Origin of the sequence: Achromobacter sp. K91, assembly GCF_003576205.1 — a bacterium.
In the GTDB taxonomy this organism is placed as follows: domain Bacteria; phylum Pseudomonadota; class Gammaproteobacteria; order Burkholderiales; family Burkholderiaceae_B; genus Achromobacter; species Achromobacter aegrifaciens.
In genome coordinates, this window is sequence record NZ_QWFB01000031.1 from 1 (window position 1) to 21,583 (window position 21,583).

Annotated in this window: 17 protein-coding genes; 2 read left to right on the forward strand and 15 right to left on the reverse strand. The window is 66.3% G+C overall.

Annotated features, from left to right (window positions below; all coding sequences use genetic code 11):
* Window positions 1–70 precede the first annotated feature (70 nt).
* From DXK93_RS13520 to DXK93_RS13550, 7 genes are all read right to left on the reverse strand, one after another.
* Window positions 71–1,966, reverse strand: coding sequence for an LTA synthase family protein (locus DXK93_RS13520; protein WP_119450302.1), 1,896 nt, complete (start codon window positions 1,964–1,966; stop codon window positions 71–73).
* A gap of 144 nt (window positions 1,967–2,110) precedes the next feature.
* Window positions 2,111–2,839 (reverse strand): FadR/GntR family transcriptional regulator, encoded by a 729-nt coding sequence (locus DXK93_RS13525; RefSeq protein WP_054451961.1) that lies wholly within the window; start codon window positions 2,837–2,839, stop codon window positions 2,111–2,113.
* Between the two features lie 155 nt (window positions 2,840–2,994).
* On the reverse strand, window positions 2,995–3,729 hold the full coding sequence (locus DXK93_RS13530; RefSeq protein WP_119450303.1) for a phosphatase PAP2 family protein: 735 nt from the start codon (window positions 3,727–3,729) through the stop codon (window positions 2,995–2,997).
* A 62-nt stretch (window positions 3,730–3,791) separates the two neighbouring features.
* The gene (locus DXK93_RS13535) at window positions 3,792–5,162 is read right to left on the reverse strand and encodes a HAMP domain-containing sensor histidine kinase (protein WP_119450304.1); all 1,371 of its coding nucleotides are present in this window, start codon (window positions 5,160–5,162) and stop codon (window positions 3,792–3,794) included.
* Window positions 5,159–5,875 carry a response regulator transcription factor gene (locus DXK93_RS13540; RefSeq protein ID WP_119450305.1) on the reverse strand — a complete coding sequence of 239 codons (717 nt, stop codon included), beginning with the start codon at window positions 5,873–5,875 and terminating at the stop codon, window positions 5,159–5,161. The genes DXK93_RS13535 and DXK93_RS13540 overlap by 4 nt, the downstream gene beginning before the upstream one ends.
* A gap of 29 nt (window positions 5,876–5,904) precedes the next feature.
* A complete protein-coding gene (locus tag DXK93_RS13545) occupies window positions 5,905–7,320 on the reverse strand; it encodes an FAD-binding oxidoreductase (protein WP_119450306.1) in 1,416 nt (471 codons plus the stop codon).
* 116 nt (window positions 7,321–7,436) lie between these two features.
* Complete coding sequence (locus DXK93_RS13550; protein ID WP_119450307.1) at window positions 7,437–8,066, reverse strand: BPTD_3102 family carboxylase-like protein; 630 nt, start codon at window positions 8,064–8,066, stop codon at window positions 7,437–7,439.
* 333 nt (window positions 8,067–8,399) lie between these two features.
* On the opposite strand from DXK93_RS13550, the gene DXK93_RS13555 reads away from it, so the two are divergent.
* The gene (locus DXK93_RS13555) at window positions 8,400–9,791 is read left to right on the forward strand and encodes a phosphomannomutase/phosphoglucomutase (RefSeq protein ID WP_119450308.1); all 1,392 of its coding nucleotides are present in this window, start codon (window positions 8,400–8,402) and stop codon (window positions 9,789–9,791) included.
* A gap of 5 nt (window positions 9,792–9,796) precedes the next feature.
* The gene (gene pgi, locus DXK93_RS13560) at window positions 9,797–11,350 is read left to right on the forward strand and encodes a glucose-6-phosphate isomerase (RefSeq protein WP_119450309.1); all 1,554 of its coding nucleotides are present in this window, start codon (window positions 9,797–9,799) and stop codon (window positions 11,348–11,350) included.
* A 38-nt stretch (window positions 11,351–11,388) separates the two neighbouring features.
* Here pgi and DXK93_RS13565 read toward each other — a convergent pair whose 3' ends face one another.
* Genes DXK93_RS13565 through tviB form a run of 8 tightly spaced genes read right to left on the reverse strand, consistent with a single transcriptional unit; the run spans window position 11,389 to window position 21,575 of the window.
* Window positions 11,389–12,522 (reverse strand): glycosyltransferase family 4 protein, encoded by a 1,134-nt coding sequence (locus DXK93_RS13565; RefSeq protein ID WP_119450310.1) that lies wholly within the window; start codon window positions 12,520–12,522, stop codon window positions 11,389–11,391.
* Window positions 12,519–13,676, reverse strand: a complete 1,158-nt coding sequence (locus DXK93_RS13570; protein ID WP_175180599.1) for a glycosyltransferase — start codon at window positions 13,674–13,676, stop codon at window positions 12,519–12,521. The genes DXK93_RS13565 and DXK93_RS13570 overlap by 4 nt, the downstream gene beginning before the upstream one ends.
* On the reverse strand, window positions 13,673–14,788 hold the full coding sequence (locus DXK93_RS13575; RefSeq protein ID WP_054451971.1) for a glycosyltransferase family 4 protein: 1,116 nt from the start codon (window positions 14,786–14,788) through the stop codon (window positions 13,673–13,675). Before DXK93_RS13575 ends, DXK93_RS13570 begins: the two co-directional genes overlap by 4 nt.
* A 3-nt stretch (window positions 14,789–14,791) precedes the next feature.
* Window positions 14,792–16,723 carry an asparagine synthase (glutamine-hydrolyzing) gene (asnB, locus tag DXK93_RS13580; RefSeq protein WP_119450311.1) on the reverse strand — a complete coding sequence of 644 codons (1,932 nt, stop codon included), beginning with the start codon at window positions 16,721–16,723 and terminating at the stop codon, window positions 14,792–14,794.
* A gap of 45 nt (window positions 16,724–16,768) precedes the next feature.
* Complete coding sequence (locus DXK93_RS13585; protein WP_119450312.1) at window positions 16,769–17,911, reverse strand: glycosyltransferase family 4 protein; 1,143 nt, start codon at window positions 17,909–17,911, stop codon at window positions 16,769–16,771.
* A complete protein-coding gene (murJ, locus tag DXK93_RS13590; protein ID WP_119450313.1) occupies window positions 17,912–19,261 on the reverse strand; it encodes a murein biosynthesis integral membrane protein MurJ in 1,350 nt (449 codons plus the stop codon).
* Between the two features lies 1 nt (window position 19,262).
* Complete coding sequence (locus DXK93_RS13595) at window positions 19,263–20,288, reverse strand: SDR family oxidoreductase (protein WP_119450314.1); 1,026 nt, start codon at window positions 20,286–20,288, stop codon at window positions 19,263–19,265.
* Between the two features lie 9 nt (window positions 20,289–20,297).
* Window positions 20,298–21,575, reverse strand: a complete 1,278-nt coding sequence (gene tviB / locus DXK93_RS13600; protein ID WP_054451976.1) for a Vi polysaccharide biosynthesis UDP-N-acetylglucosamine C-6 dehydrogenase TviB — start codon at window positions 21,573–21,575, stop codon at window positions 20,298–20,300.
* Between the last annotated feature and the right edge of the window lie 8 nt (window positions 21,576–21,583).

Sequence of the window (21,583 nt, forward strand, 5' to 3'; positions counted from 1 at the left end):
AGATGTGTATAAGAGACAACGCCCCAAGCGTCTTAAGAACCAGCAGCATCCCGCACAAACCACGCCGCCATCAAGGCAACCGATACCGCTCTTCCCGATAAGCCCAACTAGCCCACAAAGCATGCGCCAAAGCCTCTTCCGAGAGCCGAGGATCCAAAGGTTCCACCGGCGCATAAACCTCATCCCGCCCCACAGGCGCAGCCTCATACCTGAACTGCCGCGGCGCCTTCGAAGGCTCCAGCACCAGCAGCTGATCCCCCCGCAAATACCCGAAATTATCCGCGTACTGCATCATCGCCCGATCAGGATCCCGCTGCGTCAGGTCCACGCCCAGCATCGGATTCACGTTGTCCAGGCCCATCAAGGACAGCATGGTAGGCGCCATATCGATCTGGCTGACCAACCGTTCATCCTGCCGAGGCGCAATCCCCGCCCCCAGAATCAGCGCAGGAATCTGGAAATGCCGCACCGGCACCGGAATGGAACCGTAAACACGCGAATCGTGATCAGCAATCACCAGGAACACCGTGTTGTCCCAGTACGGCGCCTTGCGCGCCTTGTCGAAGAACTGCCCAAGCGCCCAGTCCGCATAGCGCACAGTGTTATCCACCGTCGCCGGATCGCCCACCGGCTTGATGCGCCCTTCCGGATACTCCCACGGCGAATGGTTCGTCACCGAGAATGCCAGCGTGAACACCGGCTTGTCGCCATCCGCGCGCAGCAGCCGGTCCACCTGATTGAACATGTCCTCGTCCGACGCTCCCCACGACCCCTCGAACACCGGATTCACGAACTTGGGACGATCCACTATTTCATCGAAACCGTTGCCCAGGAAAAAGGCCCGCATATTGTCAAAGTGCGACTCGCCCCCGTACACGAAACGCGAATGGTAGCCATGCTTGCCCAACACCTGCGCCAGCGTGAAGAAACCCGTCTGCGAACGCGGCAGCTTCACCACCGCGTCGGCCACGCTGGGCAGGAACCCCGCCGTCACCGCCTCGATGCCCCGCACCGAACGCGTGCCCGTCGCATAGGCACGGTGGAACATCCAGCCTTCCTTGCCCAGCCGGTCGATATTGGGCGTCAGGTCACGCCCGCCCAGGCTGCCCACATACTGCGCGCCCAGGCTTTCCTGCAGGATGATGACCAGATTCAGCGGCTTGTCCCGGCGCACCGTCGCCTTCTGCTCATGCAGGCTGGGATAGCGCGCATCCAGCGGCGCCCCCGTCAGTCCCGCCTTCTCACGCACAATGGCATTCATTTCGTCCACAGCCATCCTGGGATACATCGCGGCCGAGGAACGCTCATCGCGCATGCGGTAGGCGGCATCGAACACGCTATACAGCGAATTCAGCGCCAGCGCGTTGACCATGGCGTCCGAACTGTAGGCAACCTTGGCCGGATTGATCGGACGATGCTCCAGCGTGCCGCGCGCGCCCAGGAACACCAGCGCCAGGATCACGAATGAAGCCACCGGCCGTTTCCACCACGACATGAAGGGATCGCGCGTGCGGGTCGGAAACAGGCGGACCGACAGCCAGGCCGCCAGCACCAGCACCACAAAGGCCGCCAGCAGCACGCCCTTGTAGCCCTGCCACAGCATCGAACCGACTTCCTTCGGATTGAGCAGATAGATGAAATAAAGCCGGTTTGGCCGCGTATCGTATTCCGCGATGAACTGGGGCGTGGAAACCTCCAGCAGCACGAACAGCATCCACCAGGCGCGGAACCACCAGGCGGTGATGCGGGCGGCCAGCGGCCGATGCCCGAACCAGGGCGAAAACACCGCCGGCAGCGCGATCACCATGGACATCAGGCAGACGTCGATGCGCAGGCCGCCCAGCAGCAGCGGCCCCAGCCCCCCTGCCGCCTCCACCCGGTCCCACATCCAGAAGGCCAGCCCCAGCCGCGACAGCGTCAGCAGCGCCAGGACCGCAATGATGAACCGCAGAGTCAGACGGCGCATGCGAGCACCTCCCCCTGGCGCCGCAACGCCTGCTCAGATGAAAGAATGCCGCTGTATATGCCGAGCAGAGCCATGCCGCCTCGTGGTTCGAAATTGGAAAACGCGCAAAGGTTAACGCGGTTTGGGACGATCCCGCGGCCGCTCTTACTGGGCGCGCCGCAGCCGCTCGCGGCTGTTGCTCAGATGCGTGCGCATGGCTGCGCGCGCGGCCTCCGCGTCCTGGCGCTGGATCGCACTGTAGATGTCTTCGTGCTCGAGGTTCACACGCGCCAGGTAGGCGGCGCGGTCCTCGTGTGCGAACTTCGCCGAATTGATCCGCGTGCGTGGAATGATGGCCGAACCCAGATGCGACATCAGATCCGCGAAATAGCGGTTGTCCGTGGCTTGCGCGACCAGCAGATGGAACTGGAAGTCCGGCGTGACGGTGTCCCCGTCGTTTTCCAGCGCGCTCTTGAAGGCCTCCAGCGCGCGCCGCATCTCATGCAACTGCTCCGGGCTGCGCCTGGCCGCAGCCAGGCCGGCAGCCTCGCTTTCCAGGCAGATGCGCAGCTCCAACAGCACCAGCACATCGCGCACCGTGGCGATGTCGGCAGGATCCACGCGGAAATCCCCGCCGCCGCTGGGCTCCAGCGCATATGTCCCCACGCCGTGATGCGTCTCTACCAGGCCCGAAGCCTGCAGTCGCGACAGGGCTTCGCGCACCACCGTACGGCTGACGCCGAACTGGCGCATGATCTCGGATTCCGTCGGCAATTTTTCGCCGGGCCGGATGTCCCCGCCACGGATGCGTTCCGTGATGCTCTCGACCAGCCCCTGAGCCAGGTTCCGGGGACGACGCCGCGGCGTGACGGGAGTATCGGCGGGAACATTCATTGGCTAGGATCCGAAAACAGTTGAGCGCGGCCGGGGACCGAGCGTCGCCGCTCATTGTACTTTGGGCCGGTATCGAGTCCGCGCGCCAGAATGGCGCCGGCGACGCGCAGCATGCCGCCGTTTCGCCCGGAGCAACCGTCCCGGGAGTCCCACGGCTAATGGTTCAAGCCCGAGACGGCCGGACGCGCAACGATGAGGGGATAGAAAAACAGGGCCGCCAGGAACCACATCAAGGTAGCGGACCAGAGCGTCTGACTGAGAAAATGGGCGCCCTGCAAGATACGCACCGTGGAAAAACCCACTCCTCCCGCGATACCCGCTGCCAGCCCCCACCAGCGCCATGCCGGACGCCCCAGCGCCCAGCCCAGGAAATACAGGGTCAACATCGAATAGCCCGCGCCCGCATGACCGCTGGGCAAAGCGCCGCCCCCTCCTGCCCGCACCCAGGTCCACCAGTACGACGGATAAGGGGTGTAGCCGCCCAGGGAGTCCAGATCATAGGGACGGGGCAGCGTCGTGTAGTGCTTCAGTTGGTTCACCAGCACCTGCCCGGTCAGGCAAGTTGCCGCCAGCACCAGCGCCGGTCCGCGCCACGGCCGCCAGGCCGGAATGCGATAGCTTGCCGCCGCCACGCCCACCGCGGCCAGTCCTATCCCGATAGGCAGGGCCAACACCATGCGATGCCCGATCAGATCCAGCCAACGGTTCAGACGCAGCGGAAAATCGTCCAGCGCCGGATCGAACAGCGCTCGGGCGATGCGCATATCCAATCCTGAGACATTGGCCCACCAAGCCAGGCAGGCCAGCGCAAGCGTGATCGCAAAAACATGGATCGACAGATACGATGCCGGCGTCGGCTTGCGCAACGCGGGCGGCGATAAAGGCGGCATGGTGGCGACAGAATGTCCGTCAGGCAAACGGGCAGCTTAGGCCGCCGACAGTCAAACTTTCGTCAAATTTGACCTTGCGCCCCGCCGGCCGCCGCCATCGCATGCCCCTCAGCGGCCTCAAAACGCAGCGTGAAGCAGGTGCCGCGCTGCTCGCCCTGGCGCGAAGAATCGACCGTCAGCGACCAGCCCTGCATATCGCAGACGCGCTTGGCGATCGCCAGTCCCAGACCGCGCGCCGTCTCGTCGGGGCCGCCCGCGCCCGAATCCCGCATGCGGCCGCTGTAATAGCGGCGGAACAGGAAGGGCAGATCGTCGGCGGCAATGCCTTTGCCATCGTCGCGCAGCTCCAGCGCGCCGTCGGCCGCCATGCTGGCGGTCAGCGTCGCGGGCGCGGCGTGTTCCACCGCGTTGCGGATCAGGTTGCGCAACACGGTCAACAAGGCATAGCGATCCAGCATGCGAACCTGACCGGCGGCGATCCGGTTTTCGAAACCGAGCCCGGTCAACCCCGCCTGGGTTTCGTACCCGCGCCAGGCGTTGTCCATGCATTCTCCGAGATCGACGGACTCCGCCGGGCGCAGTTCGTCCCGCGCCATGGAGCGTGCGCTCTCCAGCGACACGATCACATCGTCCACGTTGTCCACCACGCGAGTCAGCCGCTGGCGTTGGTCCGGAGTCAATACCTGGGTCAGCAGCATCAACTCGCTGTCCGAGCGGATCGCGGCCAAGGGCGTGCGCACCTCGTGGCTGAGATTGCCCGCGAATTCGCGCTCGCGCGCAATCGACCTGTCCACCTGGTTCTGCACCCGGTTGAAGGCCTCTATCAGCCGGCCCGCCTCGTCGTCGCGCGTCACTGCCATATCGGGCGACCCCGGCGCCCAGGTGGCCAGCCGGTCGGTCAGGTCCAGCAACGGACTGACCGCGATGGCCGCCACGCGCCGTGACAACGCATAGGCGCCCACCACGCAAATGGCGCCCACGCCCAGCACGATCAGGCCGAAGTCATGCACCCGCCCTTCGTTCTCGGTGGCGTCGTACAGCAGGTACACCTTGGCCCGTCCTGTTTCGGCCACCATCACGTGCCAGGTGTAGGCGCCTGGCTCCACCAGATGCAGGCCGCTATCCAGAGACTCGATTTCCGGCGGCATGTCGGCGGGCCGATTGCCGTCCAAGCTGACCCAGGCGCGCATCGAACCGCCCAGTTCGCGCACACCTTCGCGCGGCAGGAAACCGTCGCTGACCCGGGCGTGCTGCACCAGCCGGTCCATTTCGGTGTTGAGGATGTCGTTGACCAGATCATCTTCCATCTGATCGAAGGTCAGGTAGGCCAGCAGGGCCAGCGCCGTCACGAACAACGCCACGGTTCCGGTCAACGCCCAGACCACGCGCTGGGTCAGCGTACCCCCCGCGGACGCCGACGAAATGCCGCTCATCTTGTCGCCCCGGCTTCCAGCGTCAGGCGCCAGCCGGTGCCGTGGATGGTTTCGATACCGTCGAAACCGGCATCGGCCAGCGCACGCCGCAACAAGTGCACCTGGCTGCGCAAAGCATCGGACGAAGGCGGCTCGTTGCCCCACAGCGTGGACTCCAGCTCCTCGCGCGACACCACCCTGCCGGGATCGCGCAGCAGCGCCTCGATGATGAGGCTGGCCTTGCGTGTGAGGTGCACGGGGCTGCCGTTGACCGACACCGCACGGTTGCGGGTATCGTAGGACAGGGGGCCAAAGGCCCGCACCGAGTCCACTGTCGCGCCCTTGGCGCGCTGGATAAGCGCCACCAGGCGCGCTTCCACTTCCAGCAGCGCGAAAGGCTTGGTCAGGTAGTCGTCCGCGCCATGCGAGAACCCGGCCAGCTTGTCTTCCAGGCTGTCGCGCGCCGTCAGCATCAGCACCGGAACATCCGCGCGCATGTCGTTTCGCAGCGTGTGCAGCACTGCGTTTCCGTCCATGCCCGGCAGGCCGATATCCAGGATCAGGGCGTCGAAGCGCTGCTCCTTCAGCCGCTCCAGCGCGGCCGGCCCCGAGTAGGCGGCATCGGGCAGAAAGCCGCGCGCTTCCAGGAAGGTGTACAGATTGCCCGAGATGACCGGATCATCCTCGACGATCAATACCCTGTAATTCGCGCCCGCCGCGGGACTGGTTGCCATGGTTGCGATTCCCTTTCGTGCGCGCCACCTCAGGCCCGCAGTACCTTGCCCGGATTCATCAGACCTTGCGGGTCCAACGCTCGCTTTATTCTGCGCATCAGATCCAGTTCGATGGCGCTCTTGTAGCGCGGCAGTTCGTCGATCTTGAGCTGCCCGACGCCATGTTCCGCGCTGATCGAACCATGGTGCGCGTGCACGCTGTCGTGCACCACGCCGTAGATGTCGCCTTGCAGCGCCAGCAGTTCGGTCTCGGTCTGCCCCGGCGCATGGGCCACGTTGTAGTGCAGATTGCCGTCGCCCAGGTGCCCGAAGATCACATGGCGCACGCCAGGAAATCGCGCCTGCAGCAAGGCGTTGGTCTTGTGCACGAAGCCGGCGATGGCCGAGATCGGGATCGACACGTCATGCTTGACCGACTTGCCCAGCTCCGCTTCGGCCAGCGGAATACTTTCACGCAAGTGCCACAGCGCCTTGCTTTGCGCCACATTCGCGGCAATGGCTGCATCGTTCACGAGCCCGCTTTCGATGGCCTCGCCTAATACGGTCTCGAAGCGTTCGCGCGCGTGCGCCTCGCTTTCGCTGTCGGACAGCTCAAGCAGGGCGAACCATGGCGATGCGGCGGAATCTCCCTCGAAGGGCAGGCGCTGCTGCGGGAATAGTCGAACGACCGACTGCAGGCAGGCACCGCTCATCAGTTCAAAGCCGGTCAGCGCCGCGCCAAAGCCCGCCCGGGCGCGCGACAGCAGCTCGACGGCCTGATCGATGCCGTCCAGGGTCAGCAATGCCGTGCATGAAGCCACGGGCCTGGGAAACAGTTTCAGCGTGGCTGCGGTGATGATGCCCAGCGTGCCTTCGCTGCCGATGTACAGGTCGCGCAAATCGTAGCCGGTGTTGTCCTTGCGCAGGCCGCGCAGGCCGTGCCAGATCTCGCCTTCGGCGGTCACGACCTCCAGGCCAAGAGTCAGTTCACGCGTGTTGCCGTAGCGCAGCACCTGGGTGCCGCCGGCATTGGTCGCCAGATTGCCGCCTATGGTGCAGCTGCCTTCGGCGGCCAGGCTCAGCGGAAACAGCCGGCCCGCCGCGGCTGCGGCCTCCTGTACGGCCTGCAGCACGCAGCCCGCTTCCACGGTGATCGTGTCGTTGTCGGTATCCAGTGCGCGCACCGCTGTCAGGCGGGTGGTGGACAGGATCACCGCGCTGCCGGACAGGTCAGGCGTGGCGCCTCCGCACAGGCCCGTGTTGCCGCCTTGCGGCACCACCGGCACCCCATGGGTAGCGCACAGTTTCACGGCCGCCGCCACTTCCCCGGTCGAGCCGGGACGGATAACCGCCATCGCGGCGCCTCGATAACGGCGGCGCCAATCCAGCACATACGTGTCGGCGTCCGTGCCCGTCAGCACGTGGGATGCGCCCAGAAGGGACTGTAGATCGCTCAGCAAGGTCATAGTGCGGCACAAGTAGCGCCTGGGGCGAGCCCAGGCTGGGAGTGTGCGGTCTATTGTAGGGGGTGAGCGCCCGGGTCACAGCACGGCGGGCATGCCGCACCCGCCGGCAGAGCCTTTCAGCCGACGGCCTGATCCAGCCGCGTACCCGTCAGGCCCGAACAATAGGCCCGCGAGGCGATGCGGTTCATGAGAAAAGCGCGGTCGACGCCCGCGGGGCCGGGCATTTCCGACAGCGCGCGGTAGGCGCGGCGCAGGACCTCGCCCCGGGTCGCGCCGCACACCAGCAGCCGCGTGCACGGCAGGCGGCGGTCCACGCAACCATCGATGCGCAGTTCCAGCGCATGGGCGGCGACCGGTTCGCAGTCATGCACGGCCGTGCCCGCATGTGCCTGCGCCTGGGCGTCGATCACGCGGAACACGCCGCTGCGGTCGTCCAGCGCGAAAGCAACGGTGCCCATGCCCTGCCAGCCGCGATCCCGCGCCACGTCGGCGGCGACGGCGCGCAACGCGCTTTCCACGGAAGCCGGCAGATGAGGCGCCGGACACTCGGCGATCAGCACGCGGGCGTCGCGCCATACGCAGCGTTCCCAGGCGCGGCCCGTGGCCAGGCCGCCCGCCTCGGAAACGAACACGTGAATGTCGAGCCGGCGCTCGCGGCCTGCGGCCGGTCCGGCGTGATCCGTGGGCGGGCCCCGCCGGTTTGAGGCGCCCCTGGATGACATGACAGTAGAAACTTTGGCGCCCATGGCCCCTCCCGGTCTTTCTGCTTGCATAGCAAGCGTATCACCTTCGGAGGACGAGCAAGTTTTGTGCCATGCCCAGCCACCAGGGCGAGCACCTGGAATGCGGCCGCCCGCCGCACCGGAACAAGGCGCCAGCGCCCGAGTACGCACCAGATCAGGGCAGGCGTACTGCCACGGCGCAACGGGGAAAAAAGCCCTACTCCGTCTGCCGGATGAAGGGGGAGCGCCAATGGGGGATAATTTCGGTTTAATCTCCTGCCAGCCGCCTTTTAGATACGAGGGTTTACCAGCAGACCCCGGCAGAATGCGCGCTGCAACTCTCATCAAGGAATCGCTGTGGGCGACAACACGCAATTTCCGGGCTCGGTGTTCAAAGCCTATGACATCCGCGGCACCGTGCCCGATCTGATCGACGCACGCTTTGCCCGGGCCTTGGGCGTAGCACTGGCCGCCCGTGCGCGCGACCAGGGCGTACAGACCCTGGTCGTCGGCCGTGATGGCCGCCTGAGCAGCGAAATGCTGTCAATAGCGTTGCAGGAAGGCATGCTGGAAGGCGGCGTGGATACCCTGGACATCGGCATGGTGCCCACCCCGCTGGTCTATTTCGCCGCCAACGTCATGCAGACCGGATCGGGTGTCGCCATCACTGGCAGCCACAATCCGCCCAAATACAACGGCTTCAAGATGATGATGGGCGGCCGCGCGCTCTACGGCGAGGACGTGCAGGCCCTGGCCGCCAGCATGAACGGCCCCGCCAGCGCCCCGGCGGCCCGGCCCGGAGTGCGCCGCCAGCTGGACCTGGTGGCGTCCTACATCGCACGCGTCGCGTCCGGCATCAAGCTGGCGCGGCCCATGAAAATCGCCATCGACTGCGGCAACGGCGTGGCCGGCGCGGTCGCCCCGGCGCTGTTCCGCGCCCTGGGCTGCGAGGTCACCGAGCTGTTCTGCGAAGTGGACGGCACCTTCCCCAACCACCATCCCGATCCCGCCGAACCCAAGAACCTGCAGGACCTGATCAAGTGCGTGGCCGAGACCGACTGCGAACTGGGCCTGGCTTTTGACGGCGACGGCGACCGCCTGGGCGTGGTGACGAAATCGGGCCAGATTGTCTGGCCGGACCGCCAACTGGTGCTGTTCGCCCGCGACGTGCTGGACCGCAATCCGGGCGCCACCATCATCTATGACGTGAAGTGCAGCCGCCACGTGGGCCTGTCGGTCGAAGCCGCCGGCGGCGTGCCGCTGATGTGGAAGACCGGTCATTCGCTGGTGAAGGCGAAGCTGGCCGAGACCGGCGCCCCGCTGGCCGGCGAGATGAGCGGTCACATCTTCTTCAAGGAGCGCTGGTACGGCTTCGATGACGGGCTCTATACTGGCGCGCGCCTCCTCGAGATCGTGTCGCGCGACGCCGATCCCTGCGCCGTGCTGGAAGCCCTGCCGCAAGACGTTTCCACCCCCGAACTGAAGCTGGAAATGGAGGAAGGCCAGCCCTTCACCCTGGTCCAGGCCTTGCAAGACCAAGGCCAATTCCCAGATGCGAACCGCGTGATCACCATTGATGGCGTACGTGCGGAGTATCCCGACGGGTTCGGCTTGGCCCGCCCCTCGAATACCACCCCGGTCGTCGTGCTGCGGTTCGAAGCGCAAACGACTGCGGCGCTGGAGCGCATCCAAGCCGACTTTCGACGTGAGCTGAGCAAGCTCGCCCCGCAAGCCAAACTGCCTTTCTGAATTCCATGTCTCTGTCGAACAGCCCCGCCTGGCAAGCGTTCATCACGGCCACGCGCGCCGCGCCCAAGACCGGCGCCCAATTGCGCATCATCAATGCTCCCGGGCTACGCCTGGACTTGAGCGCGCAGGCGTATTCGCCGGAGCTGGAAAATGCAGAGGCCGCGCTGCTGACACAACAAGGCTTCGAGGCGGCCCGGGCTTGCCTGTTCGACGGCGGCAACGCCAACTGGACAGAGGGGCGCCCCGCCTGGCACACCGCCCTGCGCGCGGCCCAACCACCCGCCAGGGTGGCCAAGGCCGTCCTGACCGAGCGTGAGCGGATGCGCGAATTCGTGCGTCAGGCCGATGCGGCCGGACGCTATGGCTGCGTGTTGCATCTGGGCATAGGTGGCAGCGACTGGGGCCCGCGCCTGGTCACGCGCGCCCTGCGCCACGGCGGCGCGCGGCGTGAAGTGCGTTTCGCGTCCAACGTGGACTCGCATTCGGTCGCGGACGCGATGAGCCGGCTGGACCCGCACGACACCCTGGTCATCGTCGCCTCCAAGTCGTTCACCACCACTGAACCGCTGGCCAATGCCGAGGTCGCCATGAACTGGCTGCGCGATGCCGGCGTGTCGGACCCGATCAAGCAGGTCGTGGCGGTCACCGCCAATGTCGAGGCGGCATTGAACCTGGGCATCCTGCCCGATCACATCTTCCAGATCTGGGATTGGGTGGGCGGACGCTATTCGCTATGGTCCGCGATCAGCCTGCCAGTCGCGCTGGCGCTGGGTAACGACTGCTTTGACCAACTACTAGCGGGCGCCGCCGCCATGGACGAGCATTTCCGTACCGCGCCCATCGAGGAAAACGCACCCGTCCAACTGGCCCTGGCCGGTGTCGTAAATCGCAGCGTGCTGGGCTATGACTCCCTGACAATCACGCCCTACGATTCACGGCTGTATCACATCGTGCCCTGGGCCCAGCAGCTGGAAATGGAATCGCTGGGCAAGGTCGCCACCGCCGACGGCAGCCCGGCCGGCGTGCCCACCGGCCCGGCCGTCTGGGGCATGTCGGGCACCGATTGCCAGCACACCTTCTTCCAGTGGCTGCACCAGGACACCCGGGGCGCTCCCGTCGACTTCATCCTGTGCGAAAAACCCGACCACGCCTACGCGCGCCACCACGAGCTGCTGATCGCAAACTGCCTGGCGCAGCGTTCCGCGCTGCTGCGTGGCAAGACCTTCGAGGAAGCGCTGGCCGAAACCTCGGCGATTGAAAGCGATCCCGACCGCGCCCGGCTGCTGGCGCAGCACCGTGTGCATCCGGGCGGACGGCCCTCCTCGCTCATCGTGCTGCCGCGCCTGGAAGCCTATACGCTGGGCGCGCTGCTGGCGCTGTACGAACACAAGGTGTTCACCCAGGGCGTGGTATGGGGCATCAATCCCTTCGACCAATGGGGCGTTGAATTCGGCAAGGCCTTGGCCAAGGGCATCATGCACGAGTTGAATTCGCAGCAAGCCAGCCAGCAGGATCCCTCCACCCGCTACTGGATCGACGCGATCACGCGCCGTCCTTAAGCGCGAACCGGCGCCTTGCCGGCGCCGGCGCTTCCATTTCAGGCGCTGAGCGCGTCGTAGATTTCCACGTGGATGCGCGCCACGCGATCGATGTTGAACTCGCGCTCGGCCAGCGCCCTGCCGGCGGCGCCCATGGACTGCCGCAAGGCCGGATCCTCGGCCAGACGGGCAATGGCGTCCGCCAGCGCCTGCGCATCGCGCACCGGCACCAGCAGTCCGGTTTCGCCCGGTTCGATCGCATCGCGGCAACCCGGCACGTCGGTGGTCACGACCGCGCGCGCGCAGGCCGCGGCCTCGATCAGCGACTTGGGCAGGCCTTCGCGATAGGAAGGCAGCACGGCGATATGCGAGGCTGCGTACAACGCGGCCACGTCGGAACGTTCGCCTAATGCGCGCACGCAGCCTTCCTGCTGCCAGGCGTCCACGTCGTCCTGCGTCGCCGAGGCCGGATTGCCTGCGTCCACGCCGCCGACCAGTTGCATCGTGACAGGCAAGCCGCGCTCGCGCAGCAGCCTTGCCGCCTGCACGAATTCCTGCACGCCCTTGTCGCGCAGCAATCGGGCCACCATGGTGACCACGACCGGCGGCGCCGGCGGTTCGGGTTGGGCCCGATACTCATTCAGGTCCACGCCCGCGCCCCGGATCATGACGACCTGGGCGTCGCGCACCGCTCCCAGCGACTTGAGCAAATCGCGGTCGCTGGCGTTCTGGAAGATCACGCGGCTATTGGGATGGCCCAGCGCCAGCCGATACAGGCGCGCCACCACGGCGCGCACCAGCTTCATCTTCAGCGAATTGGAAAGGAACACGAAGCCCAGGCCGGAAATCGCCGCGACCATGCCCGGCACGCGCGTCAGACGGGCAGCGATGCCGCCATAGAGCACGGGCTTGATCGTGACCAGATGCACGATCTGCGGCCGCAGATGCCGGAACAGCCGTATCAGGGCCAGCAGCGTACCCAACTCCTGCAAGGGATGCTTGCCGCTGCGCGTCATCGGTATGGCGTGATGCGTCATGTCCAACGCCTGGATGTCGGCCACGGCCGGACCGTCCATGGTGGCGACATGCACCTCGTAGCCCGCCTGTTGCGCGGCCAGCGCCACGGGCACGCGGTGCGACATGAAGAAGGCCGGATTGTTGACGACAAACAGCAGGCGGCGCCCTGCGCTCATGCTTTGACTCCCGAGATGCGGCGCCACACCGCGATATAGCTTTGCACCATGCGAGCCAGGTCGAAATTTTCCAGCACGCGGGCGCGGCCCGCTTCGCCCGCGCGCATGCGGCCGCGCGAGGCCACTTCGCACAGGGCCGTCTCAATGCCGCGGGCCAGCGCCTCGGGCTGCTCCGGCGGCACAACCACGCCGGCGTCGCCCACGATAAAGGCCGCGTCGCCCACGTCCGTCACGACGCAGTAGACGCCGCAGGCCATGGCTTCGGCCACCACGTTGGGAAAGCCTTCCGCGCAGCTGGACAGGACATGCAGGTCCAGCCCGTTCATTGCGGCGGGCACATCATCGCTGGGTCCCGCCAGCACCAGCCGGTCCCGCAGGCCCAACCTGTCGATCAAGGACGCCAGCTCGGTGTTTGCGGGATCCATGCCGCGGCCGATCAGCACGCAGCGCAGTCCCGCATCGCGTCCGTCGCGCACCAGCGCGGCGACGGCGCGCAGCAGGTTGGCGTGGTCCTTGAGCGGATCCCAGCGGGCCACGCAACCGATGGCCGGCACGTCCTGAGGCAAACCCCAGTGCGCGCGCACCTGCTGCCGGGCTTCATCATTCGGCGCATAGCGCGATAAGTCATAGCCATTGGCGATGACCACCATGCGTTCGCGGTCATAGCCTTTGTCGGCATGACGCTGCGCCGACTTCTGGGCGGCGCACACGATGGCCTTCGGTATGCGGCCCGACAGCAGCGCGCAGGCCCGCAGCACCAGGCGAGCCGAGCGGCTGCTGCGCTCCAGGTGTTCGCCCGAATTGCGGATGCCCCAGGCGATGGCGCGCACGCCCGCCAGGCGCGCCGCCAGGCCGCCGATCAAATCGGCGTGGTACATCCAGGTCTGCACCGCATCGGGACGCGTCGTCGCGATCAGCGAGCGCAGCGCCAGGAAGCCGCCCAGGCTGACTCGTCCGCGCTTCATGGCCAGCGTATGCACGGCGACGCCTGCCGCGCGCAGACGCTCGCCATAGATGCCTTCGTCCGTCAGCGACACGACGACATGCTCCACGTCAGCCCCGGGATAGGTCGCCAGGCGGAACAGCACGGATTCGGCCCCGCCCTGCCCCAGGCCGGTGATGATGTGCAGGACACGCAGCCGCCGGGCGCTCATCGTCCCTCCCGCACGGCATCGAATAATTCATCCCATTCCGCCAGGACGCTGGCCAGCGCATAACGCTGGCGCACCGCGGCAGCGCCGCGCATGCCCAGTTGCTGACGCAGGGAGGCATCGCCCAACAAGCGGCGCAAGGCCTCGCGCAGGGCATCGCGATTGCCGGCGGGCACCAACAGGGCATCCTCGCCATTGCGCGTCATCTCGCGCGGTCCGCTGGGACAATCGAACGCCACGCAGGGCAGGCCCAGCGACATGGCTTCCAGCAGCACATTGGGGAAGCCTTCCACCAACGAACTCAGCACGAAGGCCTGGCCTCGCGCCAGTTCATCCCAAGGCGCCTCGGTGCGGCCGGGCAGGCTGATGCGCGACTGCAGGCCCAGGCGCGCGACCTGCTGCTCCAGCGCGCCGCGCTCGGGGCCTTCGCCCCAGATGCGCAGATTCCAGTCCGGGAAGTCGGGCGCCAATTGCGCGAATACATCGATCAGCAGGTCGAACTGCTTATCGGTGACCAGGCGTCCCATTGCGAGCAGTTCACGGGGAGCGCCATCTTCACGCTGCGGCACCAGCGGTGCATCCAGCAAGGGCGCCGGCAGCGGATTGGGAATCACGGCCAGGCGCTTGATGCCCGGCACCTGCCGGGCGAACGGGCCGGCGGTGTCCTCCGCCTGCACCGTCACCATGTCGGCGCGGGGATACAGGATGCGTCGCAACTTGCGCCACACGGTTCCCGTCGTGGTTTCGGCCACCGGATTGGTACGCTCGCAAACGATGAGCGGCGCCTTCAATCCCAGGGAAGCCAGTATGGCGGCCACGTTGACATTGGTCAGGAAGGACACCACCACGTCCGGCTTCGAATCGCGGATGTGCTTGCGCAGCGCGAGCAGACGCTTGAATGCGGCCATGGCTCCCGACGCGCGCGTGCCTGCCAGATCCGCCAGCCAGACTAGTTCGACCTTGTCCGACAGCGGATAGAAGCAGCTGCCCTTGGACGAGTAGGTGGGCGTCAGAATGACGGAATCCCCGCGTTCGGCCCATGCGTTGACCAGCGTGGCGGCGACCCGTTCGGCGCCGCCCGCGTGCATGGAACTGACCAGCATCAAGATTTTCATGCGTCAAAGACTCCCAACCGATCCTCCCTGTTCCTTGCCGCCGCGGTAGCGGTCAAGCCAGGCCTGCATCATCAACACGCCCCACAGATGGCTGTCCCAATTGCGATGGCCCGAGCTGTGCTCGCGCCATTTGCGCAGGATGGGCTCGGGCTCGAACCAGCCCTCCTGGCGCAGGCGCGCCGGGTCCAGCAGCGCATCGGCCCATTCACGCAGCGGGCCGCGCAACCACGCGGCCAGCGGCACGGCGAAGCCGCGCTTGGGACGGTCCACCAGCGCTTGCGGCACATGACGGTGCAGCACCTGGCGCAGCAGCCACTTGCCCGTGTTGCCGCGCACCTTGTATTGGTGCGGCAGGCTCCAGGCGAACTCATACACCCGGTGATCGATCAGCGGCACGCGCGTTTCCAGGCTGACGGCCATGGCGGCGCGGTCCACCTTGACCAGGATATCGTCCGGCAGGTAGGTCACCGTGTCCAGCTTCATCATGGCTTCGAAAGTGGAACCCTGCATCGCCCGGGCGAATTCGGACACCGGCTCCACCCCGCCCTTCACCACGCTGGAAGGATCGGCCCAGTACGACACGAAATGGCGGTAGAACTCGCCGCGCGTATCGGTGCGCAGCAGTTCGCCCAGCTTGCCGACCTTGCCGCGCCAGGCGCCGCGCCCGGGCAGTTGGGTAGACGCACTCAACAACGCGCCGGCGGGCTTGCGCAGCAGCGCCGGGACGCGTTCGCATTGCTGCCACCAGTTGTTCACACGGAAATAGCGCGAATAGCCGCCGAAGAGTTCATCGCCGCCATCGCCGGACAGCGCCACGGTGACGTGCTGGCGCGCCATGCGGGTGACCAGCGAGGTCGGGATCTGCGACGAATCCGCGAACGGCTCGTCGTACATGTCGGCCAGCGTGGGCACCACGGCCAGCGCGTCCTCTGCCGTCACGTACAGTTCGGTGTGGTCGGTGCCAAGATGCGTGGCCACCGCCTTGGCATGCTGCGCCTCGTCGTAGCCCTTCTCGTGAAAGCCGATGGCAAAAGTGCGCACGGGCTGCGAGCTTTGCGCCTGCATCAGAGCCACGATGGTGGACGAGTCGATGCCGCCGGACAGGAAGGCGCCCAGGCTCACGTCCGACAGCATCTGGCCGCCGACCGCCTTGGACAGCACGCCTTCCAGCGCGTCAGTGGCCTGCGCGTCGGATTCGAAAGACAGTAGCGATTGCGCGGAAGTGTCCGCGGCTTCGCGGGCCGACCAGTACACGCGCGGCTCGGGCATGCGGCGGCTGCGGGTGTCATCGGCCGTGAATTCGACCCAGGCGCCCGGGGGCAACTTGGCGATACCCTGGTAAATCGACTGCGGCGCTGGGATGTAGTTGTGCCGCATGAACGACGCCAGCGCGTTGCGGTTGAGCTCGCGGCCGAAGCCCGGAATCGGCATCAGGCCCTTGAGTTCGGACGCGAACACCAGCTCGGCGCCTGAATAGCCGTAGTACAGCGGCTTTTCACCCATGCGGTCGCGCGCCAGCATCAGCTTGCGCGAGGCGCGGTCCCACAACGCGATGGCGAACATGCCCACCGCGGCCTGCAAGGTGGCCTCGATGCCCAGGGCGGTAAAGCCCGCCAGCAGCGTTTCCGTATCGGAATGGCCGCGCCACGACGGCGCCAGCGCAGATTGTTCGAGCTGCTTGCGGATGTCGAGGTGGTTGTAGATTTCGCCGTTGAACACCATGACATAGCGGCCGCAGGCCGACGTCATGGGTTGATGGCCGGCCTCGGTCAGGTCGAGAATCGCCAGGCGCACATGCGCCAGCGCCAGCTCGGCCTCGGGATCCTCCCAGAAACCATTGCTGTCCGGCCCGCGGTGGCGGATGCGGCGGCAGCTTTCCGCCAACACCCGCTCCTTGTTCCCGACAGGGCCCCAAATCCCGACTATTCCGCACATGATGAAGTTCTCGTTGTCACTGTAGCAACGGCGCGACGCGCGGCCTCAACGGCCGGTTCCGCGCACACCGTCAAAAAGTTCTTGCCATTTCTGCAGCACGCGCGCGGCCGAAAAACGGTCGCGCACGTCGGTCGCGGCCTGCGCCATGCGTACACGGTCCGCGTCATTGCGCATGACGGCGTCCAGCGCCTTGCATAGCGCGGGCACGTCGCCATTGGGGCGCACCAGCACGCCGTCCACGCCCTCGCGGATGATCTCGCGCGGCCCCGTGTCGCAATCGAACGACACGGCGGCCAGCCCGCTTGCCATGGATTCGAGCAGGGTATTGGACAGCCCTTCGAAGCGCGACGTCAGCACGTACAGATCGGCGCTGTCATACCAGTCGCCGACGTTGCCTGCGCGCCCCGGCATGAAAATCCGCGACGCCAGGCCGGCCTCTAGGGCCTGCGCCTCCAAGGCGCGGCGCTCGTCGCCCTCGCCCAGGATAACCAGATCCCAGCCAGGATGCGACGCCGCCAATTTCGCGTAGGCCTGGATCAGCAGGTCGAAACCCTTGTCGGCGTGCAGGCGCCCCACCGCCAGCAGGCGCTTGCGGCCGTCGCCCGACACCGGCGTCAAGACCGGTTCAGCGCGAGGCAGGGGAAAGTGTACAGGGTTGGGAATGACGGCCAGCTTGCTGCCCGGCACGTGCTGCGCCAGCCAGTCGGCCGTGCCGCGGGTCAGCGCCACCACGCTGGCTGCGCGCGGATATGTGAGGCGGCGCAGGCGCTGCCAGAAGCCCGACAGGGTCTGCGAAGGCGGATGGGTATGCTCGGTGGCGATCACCCGGCAGGACAGGCCCGCGCAGGCCAGTACCGACAGTACCGACGCCGTCGTCATCATGCCCAGCACGATGTCCGGGCGGAACGACTTGACCACGCGGCGCAAGGCGCGCACCCGTTGCACATTGCTCCAGATGCCGCGCAGGCCACCGCCCTCGCCCGCCGTATGCAGGACCTCGCGGCGCACCTTGGGGTGCAGCGTGTAGACGTCGCCCTCGGCGCTGGCCTGCGTCACGACCATGACCTCGCGGCCCATGCCCGCCCAGTGCGCGCTCAGGTCCGCGGCCACGCGCTCCGCGCCGCCGCCATGCAGGGAGTGGATGAACAGCAGGACGCGCGGCGCCGGGCCGGTATCGGTCACGGGCATTCAATCGGCCTCTTTGGGTTCAGGCTTGCGCATTGCCACCAGCAGGTAGCACGCGAAGGACAACAGATACATGAGGCTGGTCGCCAGCATGATGCCGGCCGCTCCCATCCTGGGCGCCAGCACGGTATTCAACACCGCCTTCAGGGCGAAATTGGCGACGGCAATGGCCGCCATCACGCGGTAGCGGTTCTGGCTGGCCAGCAATTGCACCAGGATCAGCACGCCGAAGTAGAACGGCAGTTGCAGCAGCCCCCAGCGAAACACATGCGCCACGGCCTGGGTATTCTCGGCGGTGAAGGCGCCACGCTGGAAAAGCACGGAAACGCCCCACGGCGCCAGTATCCAACCCACGGCGACGGCGACGGCGCCTGCGGCCACCATCAGCACCGACCATTTAAGCGCCATGCCTCGCGCACGAGCGGTGTCGCCGCGCGCCTGCACATCGGCCAGCACCGGCAAGGCCGCGCGCCCCACCGACACGGCGCCAATCCCCAGCACCAGCGACAGCAGCCGGCTGGCATAGCCCAGCGTGGCGTTGGCGTTCGCGCCCAGATTGGCGGCGGCGTACTGGTCCAGCGGACCGACGAAACTCATGGCCACCTGGCCGATCAACATCACGCCCGCGGCGCCCAGCAGTTCGGGCCAGTGCGGCGATTGCAGCGTCAGCCAGGGCGCGCCCCAGAAGCCGCCATCGGCGCGCGCAGCCAGCCACGCGAGCCAGACGGTCTGGATCGCGTAACCCACCAGCGTGCCCCACAGCAGCGGCCCGACGCCGTCGGCGCTGGCGGCCAGCATCACCCAGGCCAGCGTCGCCACGGCCGGCACGCTGTCCAGCAGGGTATTGACGTGTCTTTCCTGCGCCCGCAGCCGCGCGGCGCTGATGCCGGCAACCAGCAGCAGCGCCGACACCGGCGCGAAGGCGACAAGCAGCTGGCCCGTCATGTCGCCCACGCGGGCCGACAAACCCTGGCCCAGCACGCCGACGACCTGCGGCCAGGCGAACCAGGTCAGCAGCGCCAGCGCAATGCCCGCGGCGCCCACCCAGCCCTGCAGCTCGCGGATGAACAGATTTCTTTCGGCGACATCGGCGCGGCGCAGCCGCACCAGCACCGGGATCAGGACCACCGACAGCACGCCCACGATGGTGACCGGCAGCCAGGTGGCCATGGTCATCGTGAACTGGTAGGCGTCCACGGCGTCGCTGACGCCGTAGCGGTACGCCACCGCCATCTCCTTGATGGCGCCAGCGGCCTTGCCCAGCAGCAGGAACACCGCCACCCGGAAGGCGCCCTTGAAGATGCGCTGGTGGTCCGGGTGGATGCTGCCGAGTTTTCTGACGAGTGCTTTCAAATCAACGCAGGAATTGCGTGTACCAGGGCATGGCCACTTCCAGGCCTTGCAGCACGGTGTGCGTAGGCTCGTAGCCCAGCAACCGGCCCGCCTTGCTGACGTCCGCCTGCGAATGGCGCACGTCGCCCGCGCGGAAGTCGGCGTAGACCGGCTTCTTGCCATAAACCACGTTTTGGTTGCCCAGGGCTTGCACCAGGAAGCCGAACAGCTGGTTCAAGGTGCTGCGGCCGCTGACCGCCACGTTGTAGACCTGGTTGCGGCCTTCCGGCGCGGCCATGGCCGCGAGGATGTTGGCCTGCACGGCATTTTCCACGAAGCAGAAATCGCGGCTGGTCTCGCCGTCGCCGTTGATGGTGACGTCCTCGTTCTGGATCATCGCGGCCGTCCACTTGGGGATCACGGCCGCATAGGCGCCGTTGGGATCCTGCCGCTTGCCGAACACGTTGAAGTAGCGCAGGCCGACCGACTCGAAGCCGTAGGAACGCGCGAAGACGTCCGCGTAAAGCTCATTGACGTACTTGGTGACCGCATACGGCGACAGGGGGTTGCCGATGTTTTCCTCGACCTTGGGCAACGCCGGGTGGTCGCCGTAGGTCGAGCTGGAGGCCGCGTAGACGAAGGATTTGACTTCGGCGTCGCGCGCCGCCACCAGCATGTTCAGGAAGCCGCCGATGTTCACCGCGTTGGTGGTGATCGGATCCTTCAGCGAGCGGGGTACCGAGCCCAGCGCGGCCTGGTGCAACACGAAATCCACGCCCTGAGCCGCGCGGCGGCAGGCTTCCAGGTCACGGATGTCGCCTTCGATGAAGGTAAAGCGCGCCCACTGCTCGGGCGTGACCGAGTCGCGCACTTCATCCAGATTGTGCTGATGGCCGGTGGCGAAGTTGTCCAGGCCGGTCACGGTCTGGCCCAGCTTCAGCAGGGTTTCCAGCAGGTTCGAACCGATGAAGCCGGCGCAGCCGGTCACCAGCCACTTGCGCGGCGCGGCCGACAGTTCCTTCTTGATGGTCTCAAAGCGGGTGGTCATGGGCAGTCCTTACAGGCGCAGATCGGATTCGGAAGGCGAAAGCACGTACTTCAGGTCATACAGGATGTGCTGCGGCTTGCCGAGCTTGCGGATGCCTTCCGCACCCAACGCCTTGAACTGATTGTGCGCCACGCCCAGGATCACGGCGTCATACTTGCCTTCCTCGGGCTTGGCCACCGGGGTCAGGCCGTATTCGTGCATGGCTTCTTCGGAATCGACCCACGGGTCGTACACGTCGACATCGACGTTGTAGTCGCCCAGTTCCTTCACGATGTCCACGATGCGGGTGTTGCGCAGGTCGGGGCAGTTTTCCTTGAAGGCCAGGCCCATGACCAGCACACGGGCGCCCTGCACGTGGATGCGGCGCTTGGTCATGGCCTTGACCAGTTGCGACACCACGTAGCTGCCCATCGAGTCGTTCAGGCGGCGGCCCGCCAGGATGATCTCGGGGTGATAGCCGATGGATTGCGCCTTGTGAGTCAGGTAATAGGGATCAACGCCGATGCAGTGGCCGCCGACCAGGCCCGGACGGAACGGCAGGAAGTTCCACTTGGTGCCGGCCGCCTGCAGCACGGCTTCGGTGTCGATGCCCATCTTGTTGAAGATCAGGGCCAGCTCGTTGATCAACGCGATGTTCACGTCGCGCTGCGTGTTTTCGATGACCTTGGCGGCCTCGGCCACGCGGATGCTTGAGGCCTTGTGGGTGCCAGCGGTGATGATCTGCTTGTAAAGCTGGTCGACCAGTTCGGCCACTTCGGGCGTCGAACCGGAGGTCACCTTCTTGATCGTGCTGACACGGTGGTCCTTGTCGCCCGGATTGATGCGCTCGGGGCTGTAGCCGGCAAAGAAGTCCACGTTGAACTTCAGGCCCGACACGCGCTCCAGCACCGGCACGCAGTCTTCTTCGGTGGCGCCAGGGTAGACGGTGGATTCGTAGATGACGATGTCGCCACGCTTGAGCACGGCGCCGATGGTCTCGCTGGCCTTGACCAGCGGGGTCAGGTCCGGCTGCTTGTACTCGTCGATGGGGGTCGGCACGGTCACGATGAACACGTTGGCCTGGCCAAGCACGGCGCGGTCCGCCGTGTAGCTCAACTGGGTTGCTTCCTTCAGCTCTTCATCGCTGACTTCCAGCGTATGGTCGTGGCCCGCCTTGAGCGCGTCGATGCGGCGCGTATTGATATCGAACCCGATGACCGAACGCTTCTTGCCGAACTCCACAGCCAGCGGCAGGCCGACATAGCCCAGGCCGACAACAGCGAGTTTCACATCCTGAATTCGCAACATAACTCTCC

Coding starts and splice junctions, on each gene's coding strand:
- pgi (WP_119450309.1), top strand. CDS start 9,797: ATGTCTCTGTCGAACAGCCCCGCCTGGCAAGCGTTCATCACGGCCACG.
- DXK93_RS13520 (WP_119450302.1), bottom strand. CDS start 1,966: ATGCGCCGTCTGACTCTGCGGTTCATCATTGCGGTCCTGGCGCTGCTG.
- DXK93_RS13540 (WP_119450305.1), bottom strand. CDS start 5,875: ATGGCAACCAGTCCCGCGGCGGGCGCGAATTACAGGGTATTGATCGTC.
- DXK93_RS13575 (WP_054451971.1), bottom strand. CDS start 14,788: ATGAAAATCTTGATGCTGGTCAGTTCCATGCACGCGGGCGGCGCCGAA.
- DXK93_RS13525 (WP_054451961.1), bottom strand. CDS start 2,839: ATGAATGTTCCCGCCGATACTCCCGTCACGCCGCGGCGTCGTCCCCGG.
- DXK93_RS13535 (WP_119450304.1), bottom strand. CDS start 5,162: ATGAGCGGCATTTCGTCGGCGTCCGCGGGGGGTACGCTGACCCAGCGC.
- DXK93_RS13530 (WP_119450303.1), bottom strand. CDS start 3,729: ATGCCGCCTTTATCGCCGCCCGCGTTGCGCAAGCCGACGCCGGCATCG.
- DXK93_RS13565 (WP_119450310.1), bottom strand. CDS start 12,522: ATGAGCGCAGGGCGCCGCCTGCTGTTTGTCGTCAACAATCCGGCCTTC.
- DXK93_RS13570 (WP_175180599.1), bottom strand. CDS start 13,676: ATGAGCGCCCGGCGGCTGCGTGTCCTGCACATCATCACCGGCCTGGGG.
- asnB (WP_119450311.1), bottom strand. CDS start 16,723: ATGTGCGGAATAGTCGGGATTTGGGGCCCTGTCGGGAACAAGGAGCGG.
- DXK93_RS13550 (WP_119450307.1), bottom strand. CDS start 8,066: ATGGGCGCCAAAGTTTCTACTGTCATGTCATCCAGGGGCGCCTCAAAC.
- DXK93_RS13595 (WP_119450314.1), bottom strand. CDS start 20,288: ATGACCACCCGCTTTGAGACCATCAAGAAGGAACTGTCGGCCGCGCCG.
- DXK93_RS13585 (WP_119450312.1), bottom strand. CDS start 17,911: ATGCCCGTGACCGATACCGGCCCGGCGCCGCGCGTCCTGCTGTTCATC.
- DXK93_RS13545 (WP_119450306.1), bottom strand. CDS start 7,320: ATGACCTTGCTGAGCGATCTACAGTCCCTTCTGGGCGCATCCCACGTG.
- tviB (WP_054451976.1), bottom strand. CDS start 21,575: ATGTTGCGAATTCAGGATGTGAAACTCGCTGTTGTCGGCCTGGGCTAT.